Genomic DNA, 20,016 nt, shown 5'->3' with positions numbered 1-20,016 from the left:
GTACGGGGTCAGCGGGAGGCCGCCGGCGGGCGGGCGACGCCCGGCCGGCGGGGCGGCGGCATGGCCGCGGGGGTCTGCGCGGAGGCGGAGCCCGTCTCCCGGTCCTGGCGCTGCTGCCGGCCGTCCGCCTGCGTCCGGGGGAAGGGCTGGGCGTCCAGCTCCACGCCGCGCCCCGCGCGGCGGTCGCCGGGCCCGGGCTCCCGCCCGAAGGGGTACTCGCGATCCAGCCGCCACACGCCGTCGGCCCCCTGCTCGTAGAGCGCGAAGCCCGCGGTGGTCCAGGCGGCCTCGTAGCCGGCCAGCTCCTCGAAGGCCCGGTCCATCGCCTCCTCGGCGATGCCGTGGGCGACGGTCACGTGGGGGTGGTACGGGAACTGGAGCTCGCGGGCCACGGGGCCGGAGTCGTCCCGGATCCGCTTCTGGAGCCAGGAGCAGGCGGACGACCCCTCGACCACGTTGACGAAGACCACGGGTGACAGCGGCCGGAAGGTGCCGGTGCCGGACAGGCGCATCCGGAACGGCCGGCCAGCCTGGGCGACCTCCGCGAGGTGGCGCTCGATCGCGGGCAGTGACGAGGCGTCCACCTCGGTGGGCGGCAGGAGGGTGACGTGCGTGGGGATGCCGTGGGCGAGCGGGTCCCCGAAGCCCGCGCGACGCTTCTGGAGGAAGCTGCCGTACGGCTCCGGGACCGCGATCGAAACGCCGACCGTGACGGTGCCCACTGCGTTCTCCCTCCTGTGCGCCTGTATGTACCCGTGGTCAGTGTGACGGCTGAGCCGCTTCCGCTGCCAGGTCCCCTGGCCGCCGGCCGGGTCGGGGGCGCCCTCGCCGCCCTGCCCGGCCGGGGACCGTCAGTGCTTCGCGGGCAGGAAGCCGAGCTTGTCGTAGGCCCGCGCCAGCGTCTCGGCCGCCACGGTACGGGCCTTCTCCGCGCCCTTGGCCAGGACGGCGTCCAACGTCTCCGGGTCGTCCAGATATTCCTGCGTACGGGCGCGGAAGGGGGTGACCCACTCCACCATGACCTCGGCGAGGTCGGTCTTGAGCGCGCCGTAGCCCTTGCCCTCGTACTTCTGCTCCAGCTCGGCGATCGTGGTGCCGGTGAGCGTCGAGTAGATGGTGAGGAGGTTGCTGACGCCGGGCTTCTTCTCGGCGTCGAAGCGGATGACCGTGTCGGTGTCGGTGACCGCGCTCTTGATCTTCTTGGCGGAGACCTTGGGCTCGTCGAGCAGGTTGATCAGGCCCTTGGCCGTCGCCGCCGACTTGCTCATCTTGGCCGTCGGGTCCTGCAGGTCGTAGATCTTCGCGGTCTCGCGGACGATGTGCGCCGCGGGGACGCGGAAGGTGTCCCCGAAGCGGCCGTTGAAGCGCTCGGCCAGGTCGCGGGTCAGCTCCACGTGCTGGCGCTGGTCCTCGCCGACCGGGACGGTGTCCGCCTGGTAGAGCAGGATGTCGGCGACCTGGAGGACCGGGTACGTGAACAGGCCGACGGTGGTGCGGTCGGCGCCCTGCTTGGCGGACTTGTCCTTGAACTGCGTCATGCGCGAGGCCTCGCCGAAGCCGGTGAGGCAGTTCATCACCCAGGCGAGCTGCGCGTGCTCGGGCACGTGGCTCTGGATGAACAGGGTGCAGCGGTCCGGGTCCAGGCCGGCGGCCAGCAGCTGCGCCGCGGCGATGCGGGTGTTGGCCCGCAGCTCCTTCGGGTCCTGCGGCACGGTGATCGCGTGCAGGTCCACGACCATGTAGAACGCGTCGTGGGTCTCCTGCAGGGCCACGTACTGACGGACGGCACCGAGGTAGTTCCCGAGGTGGAACGAGCCTGCGGTGGGCTGGATACCGGAGAGGGCGCGCGGACGATCAAGGGCCATGCCCTCATTCTCTCAGGTGCCGAACCGGACTCGGGCCCGTGGTGCGAGTGCGGGTGTAGAAAGACGTCATCAGCAGCATGCCCCGACCGGAACGGAGCACACGTTGACCGCCACGGAACGCAACATCGCCGCAGCCGATCAGCACAGCGCCCACAACTACCATCCCTTGCCGGTCGTGGTGGCGACCGCCGAGGGCGCCTGGATGACCGACGTCGAGGGACGCCGCTATCTCGACATGCTCGCCGGGTACTCGGCGCTGAACTTCGGCCACGGCAACCGTCGGCTGATCAACGCGGCCAAGGAACAGCTGGAGCGGGTCACGCTCACCTCGCGGGCCTTCCACCACGACCGGTTCGGGGAGTTCTGCTCCGCGCTGGCACAGCTGTGCGACATGGAGATGGTCCTCGCCATGAACACCGGCGCGGAGGCGGTCGAGACCGCCGTGAAGACCGCGCGCAAGTGGGGCTACCGCGTCAAGGGCGTACCGGACGGCCGGGCGAAGATCGTGGTGGCGGCGGGGAACTTCCACGGCCGCACGACCACGATCATCAGCTTCTCCACGGACCCCGAGGCGCGGGCGGACTTCGGCCCGTACACGCCCGGCTTCGAGATCGTCCCCTACGGCGACCTCGCGGCGATGGAGGCCGCGGTCGACGACGACACCGTGGCCGTGCTGCTGGAGCCGATCCAGGGCGAGGCGGGCGTGCTGGTCCCGCCCGCCGGCTACCTGCCGGGCGTGCGCCGGCTGACGCGCGAGCGCGGCGTCCTGTTCATCGCGGACGAGATCCAGTCCGGCCTGGGCCGCACGGGCCGGACCTTCGCCTGCGAGCACGAGGGCGTGGTCCCGGACGTGTACGTGCTGGGCAAGGCGCTGGGCGGCGGCGTCGTGCCGGTGTCGGCCGTCGTCTCCTCGCGCGAGGTCCTGGGCGTGTACCGCCCCGGCGAGCACGGCTCCACCTTCGGCGGCAACCCGCTGGCGTGCGCGGTGGCCCTGGAGGTCGTCGCCATGCTCCGCACCGGCGAGTACCAGGAGCGGGCGGCCCGCCTGGGCGAGCACCTGCACCACGAGCTGGGCCTGATGACCGGCTCCGGCGCCGTGACCGCCGTCCGCGGCCGCGGCCTGTGGGCGGGCGTCGACATCGCGCCGGAGGTCGGCACGGGCCGCGAGATCTCGGAGCGCCTGATGGCGCGCGGCGTGCTGGTGAAGGACACCCACGGCTCGACGATCCGCATCGCCCCGCCGCTGGTCATCACCAAGGAGGACCTCAACTGGGGGCTGGAGCAGCTCCGCGCGGTCCTGGGGGACGCCGCGGTGTGACGAGCGCGCCGCCCCGCTTGACGTGCCGGGTGACGAGCGTGGTCTCGGCACCCCGCACGCCGGGCAGCGCGCCGACGCGCGTGGCGAGGTAGTCGTACAACGCGTCGCCGTCCCGGACGATGACGATCGCCATCATGTTGCTCGGCCCGGTGACGGCCGCCGCGAACGCGACCTCGGGGTGCCCGGCGAGGGCCTCGGCCACCGTGCCCAGCTCCCCGGGGGCGACGGTCAGCCACAGCATGGCCTCGTAGGGGTAGCCGTACAGCGCCGGGTCGATCTCGACGTCGAAGTACAGCACGCCGGCGGAACGGAGTTCGTCGATCCGGCGACGGACGGTGGACTCCGACCACCCGGTGGCGGCGGCCAGCTCGGGAACGCCGGCGCGGCCGTCCTTGGCGAGGACGGCGAAGAGACGGTCGTCGGCGGCGCCGGGCCGCACGTCGCGGGAGGGCGCGCCGGGCGCCGCGAGACGTGACAGCTCCTCGGCCTGCCGTGCGTCGAGCGCCTCGGTACGACCCGGCCAGCCGGCCAGACCGGCCACCGGGCGCAGGATGCAGTGGGCGGTCACGCCGGTGATCCGTGGCGTCCTGGGCAGCTTGGACAGCAGCATGCTGCCCTGCGCCGAACCGCCCTGGGCCCGCGTGATGCAGGTGATCTCGGTGCCGCCGGAGGCGAGGCCCACCCAGGAGGTATCCGCCCGCTCGACGAGCGCGGCGGCGATCGCCACGGACGCGTCCGGCGTGCACTGGATGCGTACGGCCCAGTCGACGAGACCGAGGCTCCGGGCGTCCGGCAGCCCGACGACGCGGAGCACCCCGTCCGCCCGGAGCCGGTGGTAACGGCGGGCGACCGTACGGTCCGACGTGCCGATGGCGGCCGCGATCCGGCTGAACGGGACGCGCCCGTCGATCTGCAGCGCGTGGGCCAACTGCCGGTCGAGGAGGTCGAGGTGACGGCGGCTTGGCGAGGCGTCGCGTGTGCCGGAGTCGCGTACGGCCGAGTCGCGTATGACGGAATCCACCACAGGAAGCTATCGGATGCCGGAATCCGTCATGGAGCGGCCGGCCGGGGACGGGAGGCGCCCGGCGCGGCGAGGGTCGTCGGCATGACGAACCAGAACACATCCGCCTTCACACTCGACCCTGTAGCGGGCACGTCCCTCGTCACCGCGGCCCAGCGCGCGCGGGAATCGGCGCGGGACGACGCCCTCTTCCACGATCCCCTGGCCGCCGCCCTGGCGGGGCCGGCGGGCACGGCCCGGCTGGACGCGTTCGGCGACGTACCGGCGATCCCGGTGCGGACGCGCTTCTTCGACGACGCGATCGGGGGTGCGGTGGGGGACGGGGGTCCTCGCCAGCTCGTGATCGTCGCGGCGGGGATGGACACGCGCGCGTACCGGCTGCGGCTGCCGGCCGACGTGACCCTCTACGAGCTGGACCGGCCGGAGTTGCTGGCCCACAAGGAGCGCCTGCTGGGCGGCGTCGCGCCGACCTGCCACCGGACCGCGGTGGGCGCCGACCTCGCGGCGGCCGGCTGGGAGGAGGCCCTGGCCGACGCGGGGTTCAGGGCGGACCTGCCCACGTGCTGGCTGGTGGAGGGGCTCACCCAGTATCTGGAGGAGCCCGACGTCCACACCCTCCTCGACCGGATCTCGGCCCTCTCCGCGCCGGGCAGCCGCCTGCTGGCCGACTTCGTCGCCGGGGCGATGCTCGCCGCTCCCGAGACCCGGCCGGTGCTGGACCTGATGGCCACGTGGGGCTCGCCGTGGCGCTACGGGACGGACGACCCCACGACGCTGCTCGCGGAGCGCGGGTGGCGAGCGGAGGTACGGACGTTCGCGGGCGTGGGTGAGGCGCTGGGCCGGCCGATGCCGGGTGGGGACGAGATGTCGGGGTGGCTGGTGGAGGGGGTGCGGTAGGGGGATGAGCAGGGGTGGCAGCCGCCGCTAGAGGATCACGTGGGGGACGAACCGCGCGTACTCGTCCGTGATCAGCCCTGACGACTCGCGGATGCCGAGCCCGGCCGGCTCGCCCTCGACGACCCAGGCGCCCAGCACCACGTGGTTGCCGTCGAAGTCGGGCAGCGGCGCGAGCTGCTGGTAGCAGCAGGGCTCCGGGCGTATGGCCGGGGCGGCGCCCGGGGGGTGCAGGGTGATGCCGGCGCCCTCACGGCCCAGCAGGGGCTTGGCCGCGTAGCCGCCCGTGCCGGCCAGCTCGCGCGGGCCGTCGAGGTAGGCGGGCAGCAGGTTCGGGTGGCCGGGGAAGAGCTCCCAGAGGACGGCCAGCAGGGCCTTGTTGGAGAGCAGCATCTTCCAGGCGGGCTCGATCCACAGGGTCGAGCCCGTCCCGCCGCCGTTGTCGAGGGTGTCGAGGGCGGCCGGCCCGAAGTCGTCGGCGACCAGCCACTCCCACGGGTACAGCTTGAAGCAGGCCCGTACGAAGCGGAGCTTCTTGTCGACGAACCGGCCCGAGAGCCGGTCCCAGCCGATGTCCTCCATCGAGATCGCTTCGGTGGTGATCCCGGCCTGTTCGGCGGTCTCGCGCAGGTAGGCGACCGTCATCAGGTCCTCGCCCAGCTCGTCCCCGGCCGAGTGGGCGAAGTGCAGGGGCACACCGGGCGGCAGCAGCGCCGCCTGGCGCCTCCAGGCGTCGACCAGCCGCTCGTGGAGGGAGTTCCACTGGTCGGCGTGGGGGACCTCGGCGAAGCGCTCCTCCATCCAGAACCACTGCGGGCTGGCCGCCTCCACCAGCGAGGTGGGGGTGTCGGCGTTGTACTCCAGCATCTTGGCGGGGCCCGTGCCGTCGTAGCGCAGGTCGAACCGGCCGTAGACCGACGGCAGTTCCTCCCTCCGCCGCCACGACTCGGCGACGAGGTCGGCCAGGCGCGGGTCGGTGATGCCGAGGTCGGCGAAGCGGTGGTGCTCCACGATGTGCCCGGCCGCGGCCAGGCACATCTCGTGCAGCTCCTCGACGACCTCCTCCAGGGCCTCGACCTCGGGCAGGGAGAAGACGTAGTACGCGCTCTCGTCCCAGTACGGGGCGAGGGAGCCGTCCGCCTGGCGGGAGAGGGGGTAGATCAGGCCCTGCTCCTCGACGGTCTCCTGCCAGCCGGGGCGCGGGGTGGTGCTGTGGCGTCGCATCGCCGGGCTCAGCCGCCGCTCGAGCCGGAGTGGCTGGAGGAGGACGAGCAGCCGAAGCCGCCGCGGGAGACGGCCTTGCCCTTGTCGAAGGTGCCGCTCTTGGCATAGGTGCCAGAATTACCGGAGTTGTAGTACCAGGTCCCGGAGCTGCCTCCGCTGCCGCTCTTGCTGGAGCACGCCTTGGAGTCGAGCACACGGTAGCCCCGGCCGGCCTCGTAGCTGTTGCGGTCGACGCAGCGCTTGTCGGGCTCGGAGCCGCAGGAGGTCAGGGCGGTGGCGAGGACGCCCATGCCGCCGAGCACGACCGTGCTGGACCGCAGGCGCCTGCGCGCCTTGACCGGTTTCCGAGGTATCGGTTCCTTCTGTTCCATCTGTGACGCCCCCGTCGTGTTCGAAAGTGCGTACACCCTAAACGCCCTACAGTCGGACCGTGACCCTCGGCATGGTGTGCGCGCTCGGCACGGCGGTCTGCTTCGGCACCGCGTCCGTCCTCCAGGCCGCGGCCGCGCGGGCGGCCCCGCCCGGCACGGGCTCGGGCGTCGACCCGGTCCTGCTGCTGCGCGTCCTGCGCCAGTGGCGCTACCTCGCGGGACTCGGCCTGGACGCGCTCGGATTCGTGCTGGAGGTGATCGCCCTCCGCCAGCTCCCCATCTACGCGGTGAGCGCGGCCCTGGCCGCGAGCCTCGCCGTCACGGCCGTCACCGCCTCGCGCGTCCTGGGGGTCCGGCTGAGCCCGGTGGAGTGGGCGGCGGTGCTCGTGGTGTGCGGCGGGCTGGCGATGCTGGGCCTGGCGTCCGGCGAGGAGGGCTCGGGAACGGGCTCGGCGGCGCTGCGCTGGGGCACCCTGTGCGCCGCGGGGGGCGTCCTCGCCTTCGGCGCGGCGGCGGGCCGGCTCCGGGGGCGGGCGCGGGCGGCGGCGCTGGGGCTGGGGGCGGGCTGCGGGTTCGGGGTCGTCGAGGTGGCGGTGCGCCTCGTCGAGGGCGTGCCGGAGACCAGGCTGCCGGCGAACCCGGCCACGTACGCGCTGCTGCTGGGCGGCGGGGCCGCCTTCCTGCTCCTGACGTCCGCCCTGCAGCGCGGCTCGGTGACGGCCGCCACGGCCGGCATGGTCGTCGGCGAGACCCTGGGCCCGGCCTGGGTGGGCGTCGCCTGGCTCGGGGACAGCACCCGCGCGGGGCTGATGCCGCTGGCCGTGGCGGGGTTCGCGCTGGCGGTGCTGGGGGCGCTGGCGCTGGCCCGCTTCGGGGAGGCCCCGGCGGAGGCCGGGGTGGCCTGAGCGGGCGGGCGCCACGCGCCCCCGCGGGGTCAGTCGCAGACGCGGACGGTGAGTTCGTACAGGCGCGTGACCTGCCGGGTGCTCTGGTTGTCGTCGCTGACGAGCAGCAGCTTCAGCCGTCCGTCGGGCTCCCGGCCCGTGACGGTCATCCCCTCGACGTTGTCGAGCAGCGGGTTGGGCTGCGGGGTGGGGTGGTGGGCGTCGGGGGACGTGCAGCCGCCGAGGTCGGCGAGCAGCCGCTTCGGCACCGGACGGCCGGCGTCGGTCCGCGCGGCGGACAGGTCGGCGAGGTAGAGCCGGACCGTCAGACCCGTCGTCGCGGAGAATCCCCGCTCCAGGACCAGCAGGTGACTCTCGTCGGCGGCCGTGACCTCGGAGACGCCGAGGGTCTTGTCGACGGGGTAGGCGTACTGCCGACCGAGGCCGAACTCGCCGTGTCCGCCGGACCGTTGCCAGGTCTGGAAGCGGACGAGGGGGCGGCCCTGGTCGTCCGTGCCGTCACCGCTGAGCGCGCCCTCCATCGAGGCGACGAGCGTGTTGCCGCCGGGCAGCAGGGTGAGGCCCTCGAAGGTCTGGTTGAGCTGGGCCTTCCCGGCCGGCGCGACGCGGAGCTCGTCCGGTACGGGCAGCGCGCCGAGCAGCTTGCCGTCCCGGTCGTAGCGGCGGACGGACGGCTCGGTCTCGGAGGTCACCAGATATCCGCCGTCCCGGTCGATGACCAGGCCCTCGGAGTCGAGGTCCTTGCCGTTCTCGTCCGCGAGCCGTAGGACGCGCTCGGGCTTGCGCTGCGCGTCGAGCGTGAACAGCAGCGAACGGTCGGACAGCGCGGCGGTCCGGCCGCCGGAGTCCCGGGCGAGGGCGGAGAGGTTGCCGACGTAGGAGCCCTGGAAGTACGTCTTGTCGAGGGCGTCGGAGAATCCGGCGAGGGAGACGTCCGGTGTGCACGGCCGGTCGCTGTCGTGGTTCGCGGCGTGGCCGGGTGCGGGTGCAGCGGCGGTCGCGGGGACCGCCCCCGCGACAGCAGTGACCAATACCGCGGCCAGGGAGACGAATGTGGTGCGCGCGCGCATGGTTGAGCCTCCTTGCGACGATCAAGAACACGGGTGGATGGGAGAGTTGAGGCGGAGGTCGTGGGTTCCGCGCGGGGGAATCAGGCACCGGCACCGGAAACCGCGGGTCAGGCAGCGGAATCAGACGTCGGAATCAGACGCCGGCGAGGATCCGCATGCCGGGCGCGCAACTCGCTTCCAGGGCGCGCAATTGGTCCGCGGGCAGCCGGCGGGAGCCGCCGCGCCTTCCGTTGTCGAGCAACTCCCGCGAGGCGGCCAGCCATTCGAGGGTCGGTGTCAGGCCGGTGAACTCCGCGAGGCGGGTGAGTTCTCGCTCCGGTGCGTCGAGGAGTTGTTCGTAACCCAGGGCCATGTGCCGGTCCTCCGGCAGCTCGTTCAGATGCCGCGTGCCCTCGGCTATCGCCTGGGACCACACCTTCCCCAGGTGGTGCGCCGGGGCCTCGGACCTGACCACCAGGTCGGGGGCGAAACCGTGCCTGACCAGCTCGGCCAGGTCCTCGGGCAGCCGTGCCACGTGGTCCTCGGTCAGCTCGGCCGGGGACTCCACCCCGGCGGCTTCGAGGATCTGCGAGACCAGCGAGATCATGCGGAAGCCGGGGTGGCGGCTCATGGAGAGCGCGCAGTCGGGGCCGTGGCGGAACGAATGGACGAACCTGGCCTCAGGGAACGCCTTCCGCAGGGCGGGTACGGATTTCAGGGAATATCCTGACCTCTCGATGACGACCGCACGGTCGAAACGTTCGCACAATACGTCGAAGAGTTGCCTGTAGTGCTGGTCCGCCGGGCGGACCGGCCATGCCCGGATCTGCGGCTCCAGCCAGTCGAGAAGTCCGTCGGGATCGTCCGTCAGATGCGGCAGCACCATCATGGAGAGCGCCGGGATCCCCGTTTCCGGGGTGTACCGGCCGGGATTCTTGGGATAGAGGAATTCCTCGATGGACGCGCCCGCGCGCAGCAGCCCGTCATAGGCATGGTTCGGCTCGGCGAGAATGCCCCAGAATTCTCTTCCGCCAAGGGGTCGCGCAGGCAGCATGTCGGCACCGCTGAGCGAATTGACCAATTCGTTGAGACTGAGGGCTTCCGGGTGCAGGTTGATGATCCGGGACAGAACGGTCGAGCCGCTCCGGCCCGTTCCGACGACAAAAGACAAAGGCCGCATGATCACTCCGGTCGGACGAGAGGCGGATGAATCGACGGGGGCGGCGGAACGGGCGGCCGGCCGGGCCGCATCCTTTTCCGGCGCCCGCTCCGGGCCTCAGCCGGCCCGCTGGAGGGGTGCGCGCGAGGGCACGCCGGCCCAGCCGGAGCGCTCCCCCGCCAGCTCCGGGTCGGACCGCAGGATCGCCTGCTCCAGCTTGCGCAGGTGCATGCCGGGCTCGATCCCCAGCTCGGCGACCAGACGCTTGCGGGCGGAGCGGTAGGCGGCCAGCGCCTCCGCTGTGCGCCCACAGCGGTACAGGGCGACGATCAGCTGGTGGAGCAGCCGTTCCCGCAGGTAGTAGACCTGGCTCATGACCATGATCTCGTCGACGAGCACATGGTGTTCGCCCAGGTCGAGCCCGATCGCGAAGCGTTCCTCGACCGTCGCGAGGTACAGGTCCTCCAGCCGCGGCTGCTCCAGCGACCGCAGCGGACCGTCGCCGAGGTCGGTGAAGGGTGTGCCCCGCCACAGGGCGAGCGCCGCGTCGAGCGTCCGCGCCGCCGCCTGGGGGTCGCTCCCGGTCAGCGCCCGCGCACACGCCCGTAGCTCACGGAATCGCAGCACGTCGACGTCGGCCGGTTCGACGTCGAGGCGGTAGCCACCCGATTCCGTTCGGATGCGGTCCTTCGGTATCACCTTGCGCAGGCGCTTGATGTAATTGCGCAACGTGGCGCCCGCCGTGGCCGGGGGCCGACCGCCCCAGAGCTGATCCATCAATTCACCGACCGGTACGACATGCCCGGCCCGCAGCGCGAGCGCCGCCAGAGTGGCGCGGAGCATGGGCGCACCGATCGGAATCAGGACGCCGTCGTCGTCCACGACCTCTACGGTTCCCAGAAGCCGCAAGTTCAACAGATGCCTCCCCGTTGAGATGACGGAAAACGGAATATTGAATTCCGTCTCGCCTCTACACAGTTGAACCCTCGTGTGTGAACAGCATATGACGATCTCGCTCGGCAGCCACGTTTTTTTGCGCAAGTGCGTTTTAGGGGTTGACTAACCGGAATGGGCATGTTCTGGCGGTGATGCCTTCTGGGCGGCCTGCTATTTGAGGATTTACAACCGTCCGTACCTGGCACATTGCCTCAGTTGGCCCCTGCAAGCAGTCCGCGCGCCCGCAGCACGCGGCGCTCAAGTGGACTGAAGACGATGAGGTCGATGGCGATACCAACCAGAAGAATCAGGATGATCCCGGCGAGGACGGCCGGCATGTCGGAGTCGGTGCGGGCGTTGTCGAGGTATTGGCCTAGTCCTAGGCCGAGTTCGGGTGAGGAGGCGATGAGTTCGGCGGCCATGAGGGAGCGCCAGGAGAAGGCCCAGCCTTGTTTCAGCCCGGCGATATAGGTGGGGAGGGCGGCGGGCAGCAGGACGTGGCGGGTTGCCCTGAGGCCGGTGGCGCCCATGGTGTGGCCGGCGCGGAGGTAGAGGGGCGGGACCTGGTCGATGCCGGAGACGAGGCCGTTGGCGATGGAGGGCACGGCGCCGAGCAGGATGACGGCGTACATGGCGGTGTCGGTGATGCCGAGCCAGATGACGGCGGCGGGGACCCAGGCGACGGAGGGCAGTGACTGGAGGCCGGAGAGGAGGGGGCCGAGGGCGGCGCGCAGGAGGGGGAGGCGTGCGATGAGGAGGCCGAGGGGGGTGCCGAGGGCGAGGGCGGCGAGGAAGCCCAGGAGGCCGCGGGAGAGGCTGGTCCAGATGATGTCGAACAGGGTGCCCTGGAGCCAGAGTTCGCGCAGGCTGCGCCAGACGGCGGTGGGGTCGGGGAGTTTGTAGTCGTCGGCCACTCCGGCCAGGACCAGGAGTTTCCAGGTGGCGAGCACCAGGGCGACGGCGGCTACGGGGGGCAGGACCTTGTGGAGGAGGACCTGCCGCAGGGGGGTGTGGTCGGGCGGGGCGGTGTCGAGGGCGTCGAGTCCGGCGCCGAGCCCGGCGAGGTCCCCTTCCGGGGTGGCTTGGGGCGGGGTGTCAGTGCTGGCCATGGCGGCGGATCTCCTTGCGCAGTTCTTCGGTGATCTCGATCGACAGGTCGGCGACAGTGGTGTCTTCGATGCGGCGCGGCTGGGGGATGTCGACGGTCCATTCGCGCACGATCTTGCCGGGGCGGGAGGAGAGGAGGACGACGCGCTGGCCCAGGCGGACGGCTTCGCGGACGTTGTGGGTGACGAACAGGACGGACAGCCGGGTCTGGGACCAGACGCGGGTGAGCTCGTGGTGGAGGACGTCGCGGGTGATGGCGTCGAGGGCGGCGAAGGGTTCGTCCATGAGCAGCACGCGGCTGTCCTGGGCGAGGGCGCGGGCGAGGGCGACGCGCTGGCGCATGCCGCCGGAGAGCTCGTGGACGCGTTTGCCGTGGGAGCCGCCGAGACGGACCAGGTCCAGCAACCTCTCGGCCTCGGTGCGGCGTTCGGTGCGGGGGACGCCGCGCAGCCGCAGGGCGAGTTCGATGTTGCGGCCGGCGGTCAGCCAGGGGAAGAGGGCGTGTTCCTGGAACATCAGGGCGGGACGGCCGCCGGGGACGTCGATGGTGCCGGAGGTGGGCCGGTCGAGCCCGGCGACCAGGTTGAGCAGGGTCGACTTGCCGCAGCCGGAGGCGCCCAGGATGCAGACGAATTCCCCCGGTCGCACGTCGAGGGAGATGTCCTCCAGCACCGGCCGTCCCCCGCCGGAACGGCCGAAGCCCTTGTGCACCCGGTCGATCCGGACCGCCGGTACGACGCCGGCGGCACCCTCACCGGTGCCCGTGCCGGTACCCGCTTCGTCCCGTTCGGAGCGCTTCGCCGCGTGCTTCGTCGCGTGCCTCGTCGTGTGTCTGGACGTCGCCAGGGTCATCCGGATCACCTCTCTTGGTTCACGGGCCGGCGGAGGAGAGCCGCGCCCTACCGGGACCCGGGCCCTCCCGCGTCGACCGGCGGCTTGCCCTCGGACCGCAGCACCTTGCCGAGCAGGGTGAGGTCGTAGATGCCGGTGAGGTCCGGCTTCTTCAGCAGGCCCGCCGCGACGGCGTGCTCCGCCTGGGCGCTCAGGGTCGCGGCCAGCGGGTCGTCGGTCGTGCGGACCGACTGCCAGGCCGGGTCGAGGACGTCGGCCGGCAGGGCGGAGCCGGACAGGTCCTTCAGGGCGGCGTTGGCTGCGACCTTGGACCGGTCGGGGTGGGCGGCGATCCAGGCGTTGGTGCGCACCGAGCCCCGGAGCACCGCCTCCACCACGTCGGGATGCCTGTCCAGGAACTTCCGCGAGACCACCACGTTGGCGGTCACGAACTTTCCGTCCGGCCACAGCCCCGACTCGTCCAGCAGCACCTTGCCGCCCGCGGCCACCAGGCGGGAGGCCGTCGGCTCGGGCACCCAGGCACCGTCGACGGAGCCGGACGCGAAGGCGCCCGGTACGGCCTTGGCGTCCGTCCGCACGACGGACACGTCGCCCTTGCCGGTGCGGGGGTCGACCGCCCAGCCCCTACCGGTGATCCAGTGGAGCAGGGCCACGTCCTGGGTGTTGCCCTTCTGCGGCGTGGCGATCCGCTTGCCCCTGACGTCCTCGGGCGAGGTGATCTTCTTCGGGTCGACGACGAACTTCACCCCACCGGACGCCGCGCCGCTGATGATGCGGAGGTTCTCGCCGTGGGCCCTCTGGTAGCCGTTGACGGCGGGTGACGGGCCGATCCAACTGATGTCCACCGACCCGGCGTTGAGCGCCTCGACGGCGCTGGGTCCGGCGTTGAACCCGACGGCCTTCAGCCTCGTACCGCCGAGTTCCTTCTGAAGGATGCCCTCCCGCAAGCCGACGAGCGGCGTGGCGTGGGTGAGGGTGGGGAAGTAGCCGATGCGCACGGTGCCGGCCGACAGGCGCTCGCCCTTCGGTGCGACCTGGGAGCGTTCGTCCCTCTGTGATCCGTAACCGCAGCCGCCCAGCGTCAGGGCCAGCACGGCGACGGCCACGGCCGCGAGCGCCCGGCGCACGCTCGGCAGTGGCCTCATTGCACGTCGCCCGGTACGGGATCCGTGCCCCGTCCCGTGAAGGCCACCCCCGCCATGCCCGCTGTCAGTGTGGTGCCGTCGGTGGGGTCGATGAGGAGGAAGGAGCCGGTGTGGCGGGAGTTGGTGTAGGGGTCGAGGGCGAGGGGTTCGGAGGTGCGGAGGGTGATGCGGCCGATGTCGTTGGCCGTGAGGTGGGTGGGGTGGGGGGTGTGGGTGAGGTCGTCAAGGCTCAGGCGTGAGGGGAGGTCCTTCACGATCGCTTTGACGGTGCGGGTGGTGTGTTTGAGCAGGACACGATCACCGGTGCGCAGGGGGCGGTCGGCGAGGTGGCAGACGGTGGCCTCGATATCGCGGGTGGTGGGGGGTGCGCTGGTGGTGGGGGTGATGAGGTCGCCGCGGGAGATGTCGAGGTCGTCGGCGAGCCGTAGGGTCACAGACTGGGGCGCCCAGGCCAGATCGACGCTGGTGCCCAGGGCGTCGATGGCGGTGATGGTGCTGGTACGGCCGCTGGGCAGGACAGCGACCCGGTCGCCGACGCGGAAGACGCCGCAGGCGATCTGGCCGGCGTAGCCGCGGTAGTCGCGGTGCCCGGGGGTTTGAGGGCGGATGACGTACTGGACGGGAAAACGGGCCGCGCTGGTGGTGGGGTCGGTGCCGACGGGCACGCTCTCCAGGTGTTCGAGCACGGTGGGCCCGCCGTACCAGTCCATGTGCGCGGAGGGGACCACCACGTTGTCCCCCGCGAGCGCGGAGACCGGGATGGCGGTGACCTCCCCGATACCCAGCCGGCTCGCGTAGGCGGTGAACTCCCCCGCGATCGCGGCGAAGACGGACTCGGCGTAACCGACCAGATCCATCTTGTTCACGGCCAGCACCACATGGGGAACCCGCAGCAAAGCCGCGACAGCCGCGTGACGGCGGGTCTGCTCGACCACCCCGTTGCGGGCGTCGACCAGGACCACGGCAAGCCCTGCGGTGGAGGCGCCGGTGACCATGTTGCGCGTGTACTGCACATGCCCGGGCGTGTCGGCCAGGATGAAACGCCGCCGCGGGGTGGCGAAGTAGCGGTGGGCGACGTCGATGGTGATGCCCTGCTCACGCTCCGCCCGCAGCCCGTCCGTCAGCAACGCCAGATCAGGTGCGGCCGAGCCGCGGTGGCGCGAGGCGAGTTCGACGGCGTCAAGCTGGTCGGCCAGCACCGAGTTCGAGTCATGCAACGGCCGGCCCACCAGGGTGGACTTGACGTCGTCGACGGAGCCGGAGGTGGCGAACCGCAGCAGCGAAGCAGCCGCCAGGCCCACCATGTCGGTGGTGGTCATGATCAGAAATACCCCTCGCGCTTGCGGTCCTCCATCGCGGCCTCCGACAGCTTGTCGTCGGCCCGGGTGGCACCCCGCTCGGTCAGCCGGGACGCCGTGATCTCAGCGATCACCGCCTCGATCGTGACCGCGTCGGAATCCACCGCCCCGGTGCAGGACATGTCACCGACCGTGCGATACCGCACCAGCCGCCGCTCCACCCGCTCACCCTCGCGCGGACCACCCCACCCGCCCGGCGCCAGCCACATCCCCTCCCGCGCGAACACCTCACGCTCATGCGCGAAGTAGATCGACGGCAACTCGATCTTCTCCCGGGCGATGTACTGCCACACATCCAGCTCGGTGAAGTTCGACAACGGAAACACCCGCACATGCTCCCCCGGCGCGTGCCGGCCGTTGTAGAGCTGCCACAGCTCCGGACGCTGCCGCCGCGGATCCCAGCCACCGAACTCGTCCCGCAGCGAGAACACCCGCTCCTTCGCCCGCGCCTTCTCCTCTTCCCGCCGCCCGCCACCGAAGACCCCATCGAAACGATGCCGCCCGATCGCCTCCAGCAACGGCACCGTCTGCAACGGATTACGCGTACCGTCCCCCCGCTCACGCAACCGGCCGTCATCGATGAACTCCTGCACCGACGCCACATGCAGCCGCAACCCGTGCTCGGCCACCACCCGGTCCCGATACGCCAGGACCTCGGGAAAGTTGTGCCCGGTATCCACGTGCAACAACGCGAACGGCACCGCCGCCGGCGCGAACGCCTTCAACGCCAGATGCAGCATGACGATCGAGTCCTTACCACCGGAAAACAACATCACCGGCCGCTCGAACTCACCCGCCACCTCCCGGAAGACATGCACCGCCTCCGACTCCAGCACATCCACATGCGACAACACGTAAGGGCTGCTGACAGCGCTCACACCAGCCCCCTCCCTCTCAGCAGGTCATGGACCGCCTCCGCCGACTCCGCCACGCTCTGCTCATGGGCGGCGATCCGCAGGTCCGGGGCCACCGGCACCTCATACGGATCGTCCACCCCCGTCAGACCCGACAACCGCCCCGCCGCCTGCCGCGCGTACAAGCCCTTCACATCCCGCACCGCGCACACCTCCACCGGCGTCGCCACATGCACCTCCACGAACCCGGTGCCCCGCACCCGGTGACGCTCACGCACCGCCTCCCGCGCATCCGCATACGGCGCGATCACCGGAACCAGCACCAGCACCCCATGCGAGGCCAACAACTGCGCCACAAAACCGATCCGCTCCACGTTCACGAACCGGTCCTCACGCGAGAAACCCAGACCCGCGGAGAGGAACTCACGGACCTCGTCCCCGTCCAGCACCTCCACCCGCCCACCCACACCACGCAACCGCCCCGCCAACGCACGCGCGATCGTCGTCTTCCCCGCACTCGGCAGGCCGGTCAGCCAGACCGTGGCGCCCGGTGTGGTCCCGCTCATCGGAGGTCCGTCACGAGGCCGTGGCCCGTGCCTGCAGGCTGAGGACGTCCGGGACCCGGCCGGGCTCCGCCAGCCGCATCAGGCCGAGGCAGATGCCGGCGGTGCCGATCATCATGCCCGGTACGTCGATCCTGCCCGCCGGGATGCCGGAGATGGCTCCCGAGGACTGGATCTGGCTGATGACCCCGTGGGCGAAGCGGTCGCGCGCCCCGGCCCAGTGAGCGGCTCGCCCGGCGTCCGGCAGCGTCTCGGCCGCGAGCGTCAGCAGCGCGAGGTTGCCGAAGTCGCCGTGGCAGAGGCTGTGGTTCTGGCCGAAGCCGCCGTCGTACACGGCCGACAGGGCGGCCTCCGCTTCGGTCAGCAGCTCCGGGTCGTCGTCGACCCGGGCGATCAGCAGGCGGGACAGGCCGATTCCGGCGCCGCCGTTGCACCACCAGCCGGCCGGCTCCGGGGCCCGGGAGATGGCTCCCTGCTCCAGCCGCAGGTCCCGCCAGCGGCCCTCGCCGGGGACGAACAGCCGGCGGTCGAAGTCCACGGCCCGCCGGCCGAGTTCGCGCAGCTCGCCGTCGCCGAGGAAGGAGGCGAGCTCGAACAGGACCCAGCCGATGCCGGCCGAGCCGTGCGAGAAGCCGCCCAGCGGAGGGGAGTTCGGCGCCGGCTTCCAGCCCGCGGCACCCTCCACGTCGATGCTCGTCTCCTGAAGACGCCGGGCGCACAGCGCGGCGATCTCGCGGAGCTGCGGGCTGCCGTACTGCCGGTGCAGGTTCATCGCGACGATCGCGCCGCCCGCCAGTCCGCCGATGACGTCGGGGGACGTCTCCTCCTGGGCCACCCGCAGCAGCAGGGGAAGGGCCTGCTCGATGTGGTCCGCGTAGCGGGAGTCCCCGGTGACGGCCGCCATCTGGTCCAGGGCGTACAGGAGCCCGGCGATGCCGCTGAAGGCCCCCGTCGTGTCGGCCAGGCCGTTCTCCCTGGCGTCCCTGAGGTGATCGAGGACGGGCACGGTGCTGCGGCGGGCGAGGTCGGCGAAGCGCTCGTCCCCGAACAGCGCCCCGGCGTGGGCGTACATCACGGCGAGGCCGGCGAGGCCGTCGTACAGGGCGGTGCCGACGGGACGGTACGTGAGGGCGTCCTCCTGCCCGCCGTCGACGCTCACCCCCAGCCAGCTGCAGTCGTCGGCTCCGAGGATGGCCTGGTCGGCCAGCTTGGAGGCGAGTTGCCTGGCGAGGGCCGCGGCGGCGGCCGGGTCGTACCGTCCGGAGCCGGGGACGGGCCGGTGACGCTCGCGGCCCCCGTTCGTGAGCAGGGTGCTCATGGTCTCGCGGACGATCTGCTCCTGGGCCCGGCGGTGCTCCGGGGAGAACCCGGCGAGCTTCTCCCGCATCTCGACGAGGCTGGGCGCGGCGAAGAAGTCGTCCACGGCGTCGTAACCGGGCGCGTGGATGCCGGTCGCGCCCGGCTGGGTGCGGAAGCACGGGATGTCGCCGTTGATGAGCTGGCGCTTCTCGCTCTCGACGAGCGGTGCGAGGTCCGGGCGGGTCTCGACCGTGGCCCAGAGCTTGTCCAGCAGCTGCTCACGGTCCAGGGCGTTCCGCAGGTAGCGGGGGTGGAAGCTCTCGGTGAGGAAAAGGCCGTACCGGCGCGTCTGGCGGGCGAGGTGGCGGATCTCGACGTCCGCGGACGCGTTGAGCATCGCGGCGAACACGGGGGCGTTCTTCTCGATGATCTCGTACGTCTCGCTGAAGCCGGCGATGACCTCGTCCATGTGGTCTTCCGGCCGCACCTCGACGCCGTCCGCGTAGGGCCGGTTCTTGGCCTGGCCCATTTCGGCGGTCCGCGCTTCGATGCGCATCGTGTCCTGGTAGGCGTCGACGATCGTCGGGACGGCCTTGGACGTCTCGGTCGACGCTCCGCCGTTGATCGCGCTGAGGTCCACTCCCCCGACCCGGCGGTCGCCGAAGACGCGGGCGGGCAGGATGCCGGTCGCCAGGACGCCCTGGAACAGCCGGCGCATCGCCTGCTGGTGGGCGGTGACGGCCTCGCCGTCGAACGGCGGGTGCTGGAAGATCGTCTCCAGGTCGATGGGCACCGGGTAGGCGCCGGCCGCGATGATGTTCTCCATGTGGAAGTCGATCGCGCCCAGGTGGAGCAGGTTCGCCAGCGTGCCGCCGATCCGCCAGTAGAACGCCTTGATCTCCTCGGGCGAGGAGCAGGGTTCGTGGGCGATGAACTCGCACCAGCCGTAGTCGTCCCGCTCGACGACCTTCATGTTCATGTTGTGGAAGCGCGGCCCGTAGCCGTTGACGGTCTCGGCGAGGGCGCTGTAGACGGCCTCGGCGGCGACGGAACGCGGCTTGTAGACGACGCGCTCTCCGTCCTCGAAGGTCAGCATGGCGACGGAGCGGCCGCGGTTGTGGCCGTCGCCGAGGTCGAGCGCGATGTCGGCGAGCCTGCCGACGGGGCCGTTCACCAGGCCCGCGGTGCGCAGGATCTCCTCGTCCGCCACGAGGCGCCGCAGCACTTCGGTGACGTAGGCGGTCCACTGCCGTCCGCACTCGACCATCGAGCGGCCGAGCACCGGGTACGCGGCGAAGAAGAGCTCCAGGTAGTCCGGGTCGGCGAGGAGCCTGCGGTCGTAGTCCTCGTAGCGCTCCTCCGGGGTCGCGCCTTCGAGCTTGCCGTCGACGCGCGCGCCGTTGAGTTCGACGATGAGGGTGCGGGCGCACACCCGCAGGAGCCGGTCGGCGAGGGCCGCGGAGAACTGCCGGCGGACGCTTCCGGCGAGGTGGCGCAGGACCTCGGGTCCGTCCGACAGCCCCTCGGCCAGGCGGGCCTCGTAGTGGGTGAGGAACCTGCCGATGAGCGACCCGAAGGGAAGGCGGGGGAAGACGTAGCCGAAGAGCGACGTCTCGACGTCCGGGACCTCGGCGTCCGCGCCGGCGGCCTCGAGTATCGCCGTGAGTTCGCCGGCCCAGGCCACGGCCTCGGGGGCGGCGGTGAACGTCCCACCGGTGATCAGCGCGCCGAAGGTCTCCTCGGTCATGCCGGACCGGGCGAGCCGGTCCCGGAACAGCTCCTCCGACATGAACGCCGACTCACGCCATGCCGCCACTTTCGCCGTCGCCTCGGCCGGGGAGCCGCCCGTCAGCAGAGTCCGTTCGTAGCTGTAGGCGGAGCTTTCGGCATTCTTGATGGTGATCCTGCGGTCGCCGGTCATGTTTCTCCGTACGAGGTCGGCTACTCAGCGGTGAGGACTGGTCCCGGAAACAGCCGGCGGGCCGGGATGATCCCGGCCCGCCGCTGACCTTCAAGCGTCCGTCATGCCCAGGTGCCGCACCACGGACCGCTTTCCGGGTGGAGCCGCTGACATCAGCTGCTCCTGAAGAGATCGA

Annotated in this window: 17 protein-coding genes and 1 pseudogene; 3 read left to right on the top strand and 15 right to left on the bottom strand. The window is 71.5% G+C overall.

What is annotated here, in order from left to right:
• Nucleotides 1–143 precede the first annotated feature (143 nt).
• Together CYQ11_RS18660 and trpS are read right to left on the bottom strand one after the other, a co-directional pair.
• A pseudogene (locus CYQ11_RS18660) lies at nt 144–722 on the bottom strand (2'-5' RNA ligase family protein); the annotation flags it as partial.
• 129 nt (nt 723–851) lie between these two features.
• Complete coding sequence (gene trpS / locus CYQ11_RS18655; RefSeq protein WP_099201605.1) at nt 852–1,865, bottom strand: tryptophan--tRNA ligase; 1,014 nt, start codon at nt 1,863–1,865, stop codon at nt 852–854.
• 103 nt (nt 1,866–1,968) lie between these two features.
• Here trpS and rocD point away from each other — a divergent pair, with 103 nt between their 5' ends.
• Nucleotides 1,969–3,183 (top strand): ornithine--oxo-acid transaminase, encoded by a 1,215-nt coding sequence (gene rocD, locus CYQ11_RS18650; protein ID WP_099201606.1) that lies wholly within the window; start codon nt 1,969–1,971, stop codon nt 3,181–3,183.
• Here rocD and CYQ11_RS18645 read toward each other — a convergent pair.
• Nucleotides 3,131–4,204: an Lrp/AsnC family transcriptional regulator gene (locus CYQ11_RS18645; protein ID WP_240003597.1), complete on the bottom strand. Its 1,074-nt coding sequence runs from the start codon at nt 4,202–4,204 to the stop codon at nt 3,131–3,133. The two genes, rocD and CYQ11_RS18645, sit on opposite strands and share 53 nt — an antisense overlap.
• Before the next feature lie 84 nt (nt 4,205–4,288).
• Here CYQ11_RS18645 and CYQ11_RS18640 point away from each other — a divergent pair, with 84 nt between their 5' ends.
• Entirely contained in the window at nt 4,289–5,101 is an 813-nt protein-coding gene (locus tag CYQ11_RS18640) for a class I SAM-dependent methyltransferase (RefSeq protein WP_099201607.1), read from the top strand.
• A 27-nt stretch (nt 5,102–5,128) separates the two neighbouring features.
• On the opposite strand, the gene CYQ11_RS18635 is transcribed toward CYQ11_RS18640, so the two are convergent.
• Together CYQ11_RS18635 and CYQ11_RS18630 are read right to left on the bottom strand one after the other, a co-directional pair.
• The gene (locus CYQ11_RS18635) at nt 5,129–6,322 is read right to left on the bottom strand and encodes a glutathionylspermidine synthase family protein (protein WP_099201608.1); all 1,194 of its coding nucleotides are present in this window, start codon (nt 6,320–6,322) and stop codon (nt 5,129–5,131) included.
• 8 nt (nt 6,323–6,330) lie between these two features.
• On the bottom strand, nt 6,331–6,693 hold the full coding sequence (locus tag CYQ11_RS18630) for a hypothetical protein (RefSeq protein ID WP_099201609.1): 363 nt from the start codon (nt 6,691–6,693) through the stop codon (nt 6,331–6,333).
• Nucleotides 6,694–6,764: 71 nt separating this feature from the next.
• Between CYQ11_RS18630 and CYQ11_RS18625 the strand changes: the two genes are divergently transcribed.
• On the top strand, nt 6,765–7,598 hold the full coding sequence (locus CYQ11_RS18625) for a hypothetical protein (RefSeq protein ID WP_099201610.1): 834 nt from the start codon (nt 6,765–6,767) through the stop codon (nt 7,596–7,598).
• A 29-nt stretch (nt 7,599–7,627) separates the two neighbouring features.
• On the opposite strand, the gene CYQ11_RS18620 is transcribed toward CYQ11_RS18625, so the two are convergent.
• From CYQ11_RS18620 to CYQ11_RS18575, 10 genes are all read right to left on the bottom strand, one after another.
• The gene (locus CYQ11_RS18620; protein WP_099201611.1) at nt 7,628–8,668 is read right to left on the bottom strand and encodes an esterase-like activity of phytase family protein; all 1,041 of its coding nucleotides are present in this window, start codon (nt 8,666–8,668) and stop codon (nt 7,628–7,630) included.
• 133 nt (nt 8,669–8,801) lie between these two features.
• Nucleotides 8,802–9,827, bottom strand: coding sequence for a sulfotransferase family protein (locus CYQ11_RS18615; RefSeq protein WP_099201612.1), 1,026 nt, complete (start codon nt 9,825–9,827; stop codon nt 8,802–8,804).
• Nucleotides 9,828–9,923: 96 nt separating this feature from the next.
• A complete protein-coding gene (locus CYQ11_RS18610; RefSeq protein WP_146104703.1) occupies nt 9,924–10,721 on the bottom strand; it encodes an AfsR/SARP family transcriptional regulator in 798 nt (265 codons plus the stop codon).
• Nucleotides 10,722–10,954: 233 nt separating this feature from the next.
• A complete protein-coding gene (locus CYQ11_RS18605) occupies nt 10,955–11,851 on the bottom strand; it encodes an ABC transporter permease (protein WP_099201614.1) in 897 nt (298 codons plus the stop codon).
• Complete coding sequence (locus CYQ11_RS18600; RefSeq protein ID WP_099201615.1) at nt 11,838–12,701, bottom strand: ABC transporter ATP-binding protein; 864 nt, start codon at nt 12,699–12,701, stop codon at nt 11,838–11,840. Before CYQ11_RS18600 ends, CYQ11_RS18605 begins: the two co-directional genes overlap by 14 nt.
• A gap of 47 nt (nt 12,702–12,748) precedes the next feature.
• Complete coding sequence (locus CYQ11_RS18595; protein ID WP_099201616.1) at nt 12,749–13,846, bottom strand: aliphatic sulfonate ABC transporter substrate-binding protein; 1,098 nt, start codon at nt 13,844–13,846, stop codon at nt 12,749–12,751.
• On the bottom strand, nt 13,843–15,165 hold the full coding sequence (locus CYQ11_RS18590) for a sulfate adenylyltransferase subunit 1 (RefSeq protein WP_104651006.1): 1,323 nt from the start codon (nt 15,163–15,165) through the stop codon (nt 13,843–13,845). Before CYQ11_RS18590 ends, CYQ11_RS18595 begins: the two co-directional genes overlap by 4 nt.
• 2 nt (nt 15,166–15,167) lie before the next feature.
• Complete coding sequence (gene cysD / locus CYQ11_RS18585) at nt 15,168–16,082, bottom strand: sulfate adenylyltransferase subunit CysD (RefSeq protein ID WP_104651005.1); 915 nt, start codon at nt 16,080–16,082, stop codon at nt 15,168–15,170.
• Nucleotides 16,079–16,624, bottom strand: a complete 546-nt coding sequence (gene cysC / locus CYQ11_RS18580) for an adenylyl-sulfate kinase (protein ID WP_099201619.1) — start codon at nt 16,622–16,624, stop codon at nt 16,079–16,081. The genes cysD and cysC overlap by 4 nt, the downstream gene beginning before the upstream one ends.
• 10 nt (nt 16,625–16,634) lie before the next feature.
• The gene (locus tag CYQ11_RS18575; RefSeq protein ID WP_099201620.1) at nt 16,635–19,841 is read right to left on the bottom strand and encodes a type 2 lanthipeptide synthetase LanM family protein; all 3,207 of its coding nucleotides are present in this window, start codon (nt 19,839–19,841) and stop codon (nt 16,635–16,637) included.
• Between the last annotated feature and the right edge of the window lie 175 nt (nt 19,842–20,016).

Source organism: Streptomyces cinnamoneus, from assembly GCF_002939475.1.
GTDB classification, from domain to species: Bacteria; Actinomycetota; Actinomycetes; order Streptomycetales; family Streptomycetaceae; genus Streptomyces; species Streptomyces cinnamoneus_A.
The sequence above is the reverse complement of the archived record's forward strand: the minus strand, read 5'-3'. Positions and strand labels throughout refer to the sequence as shown.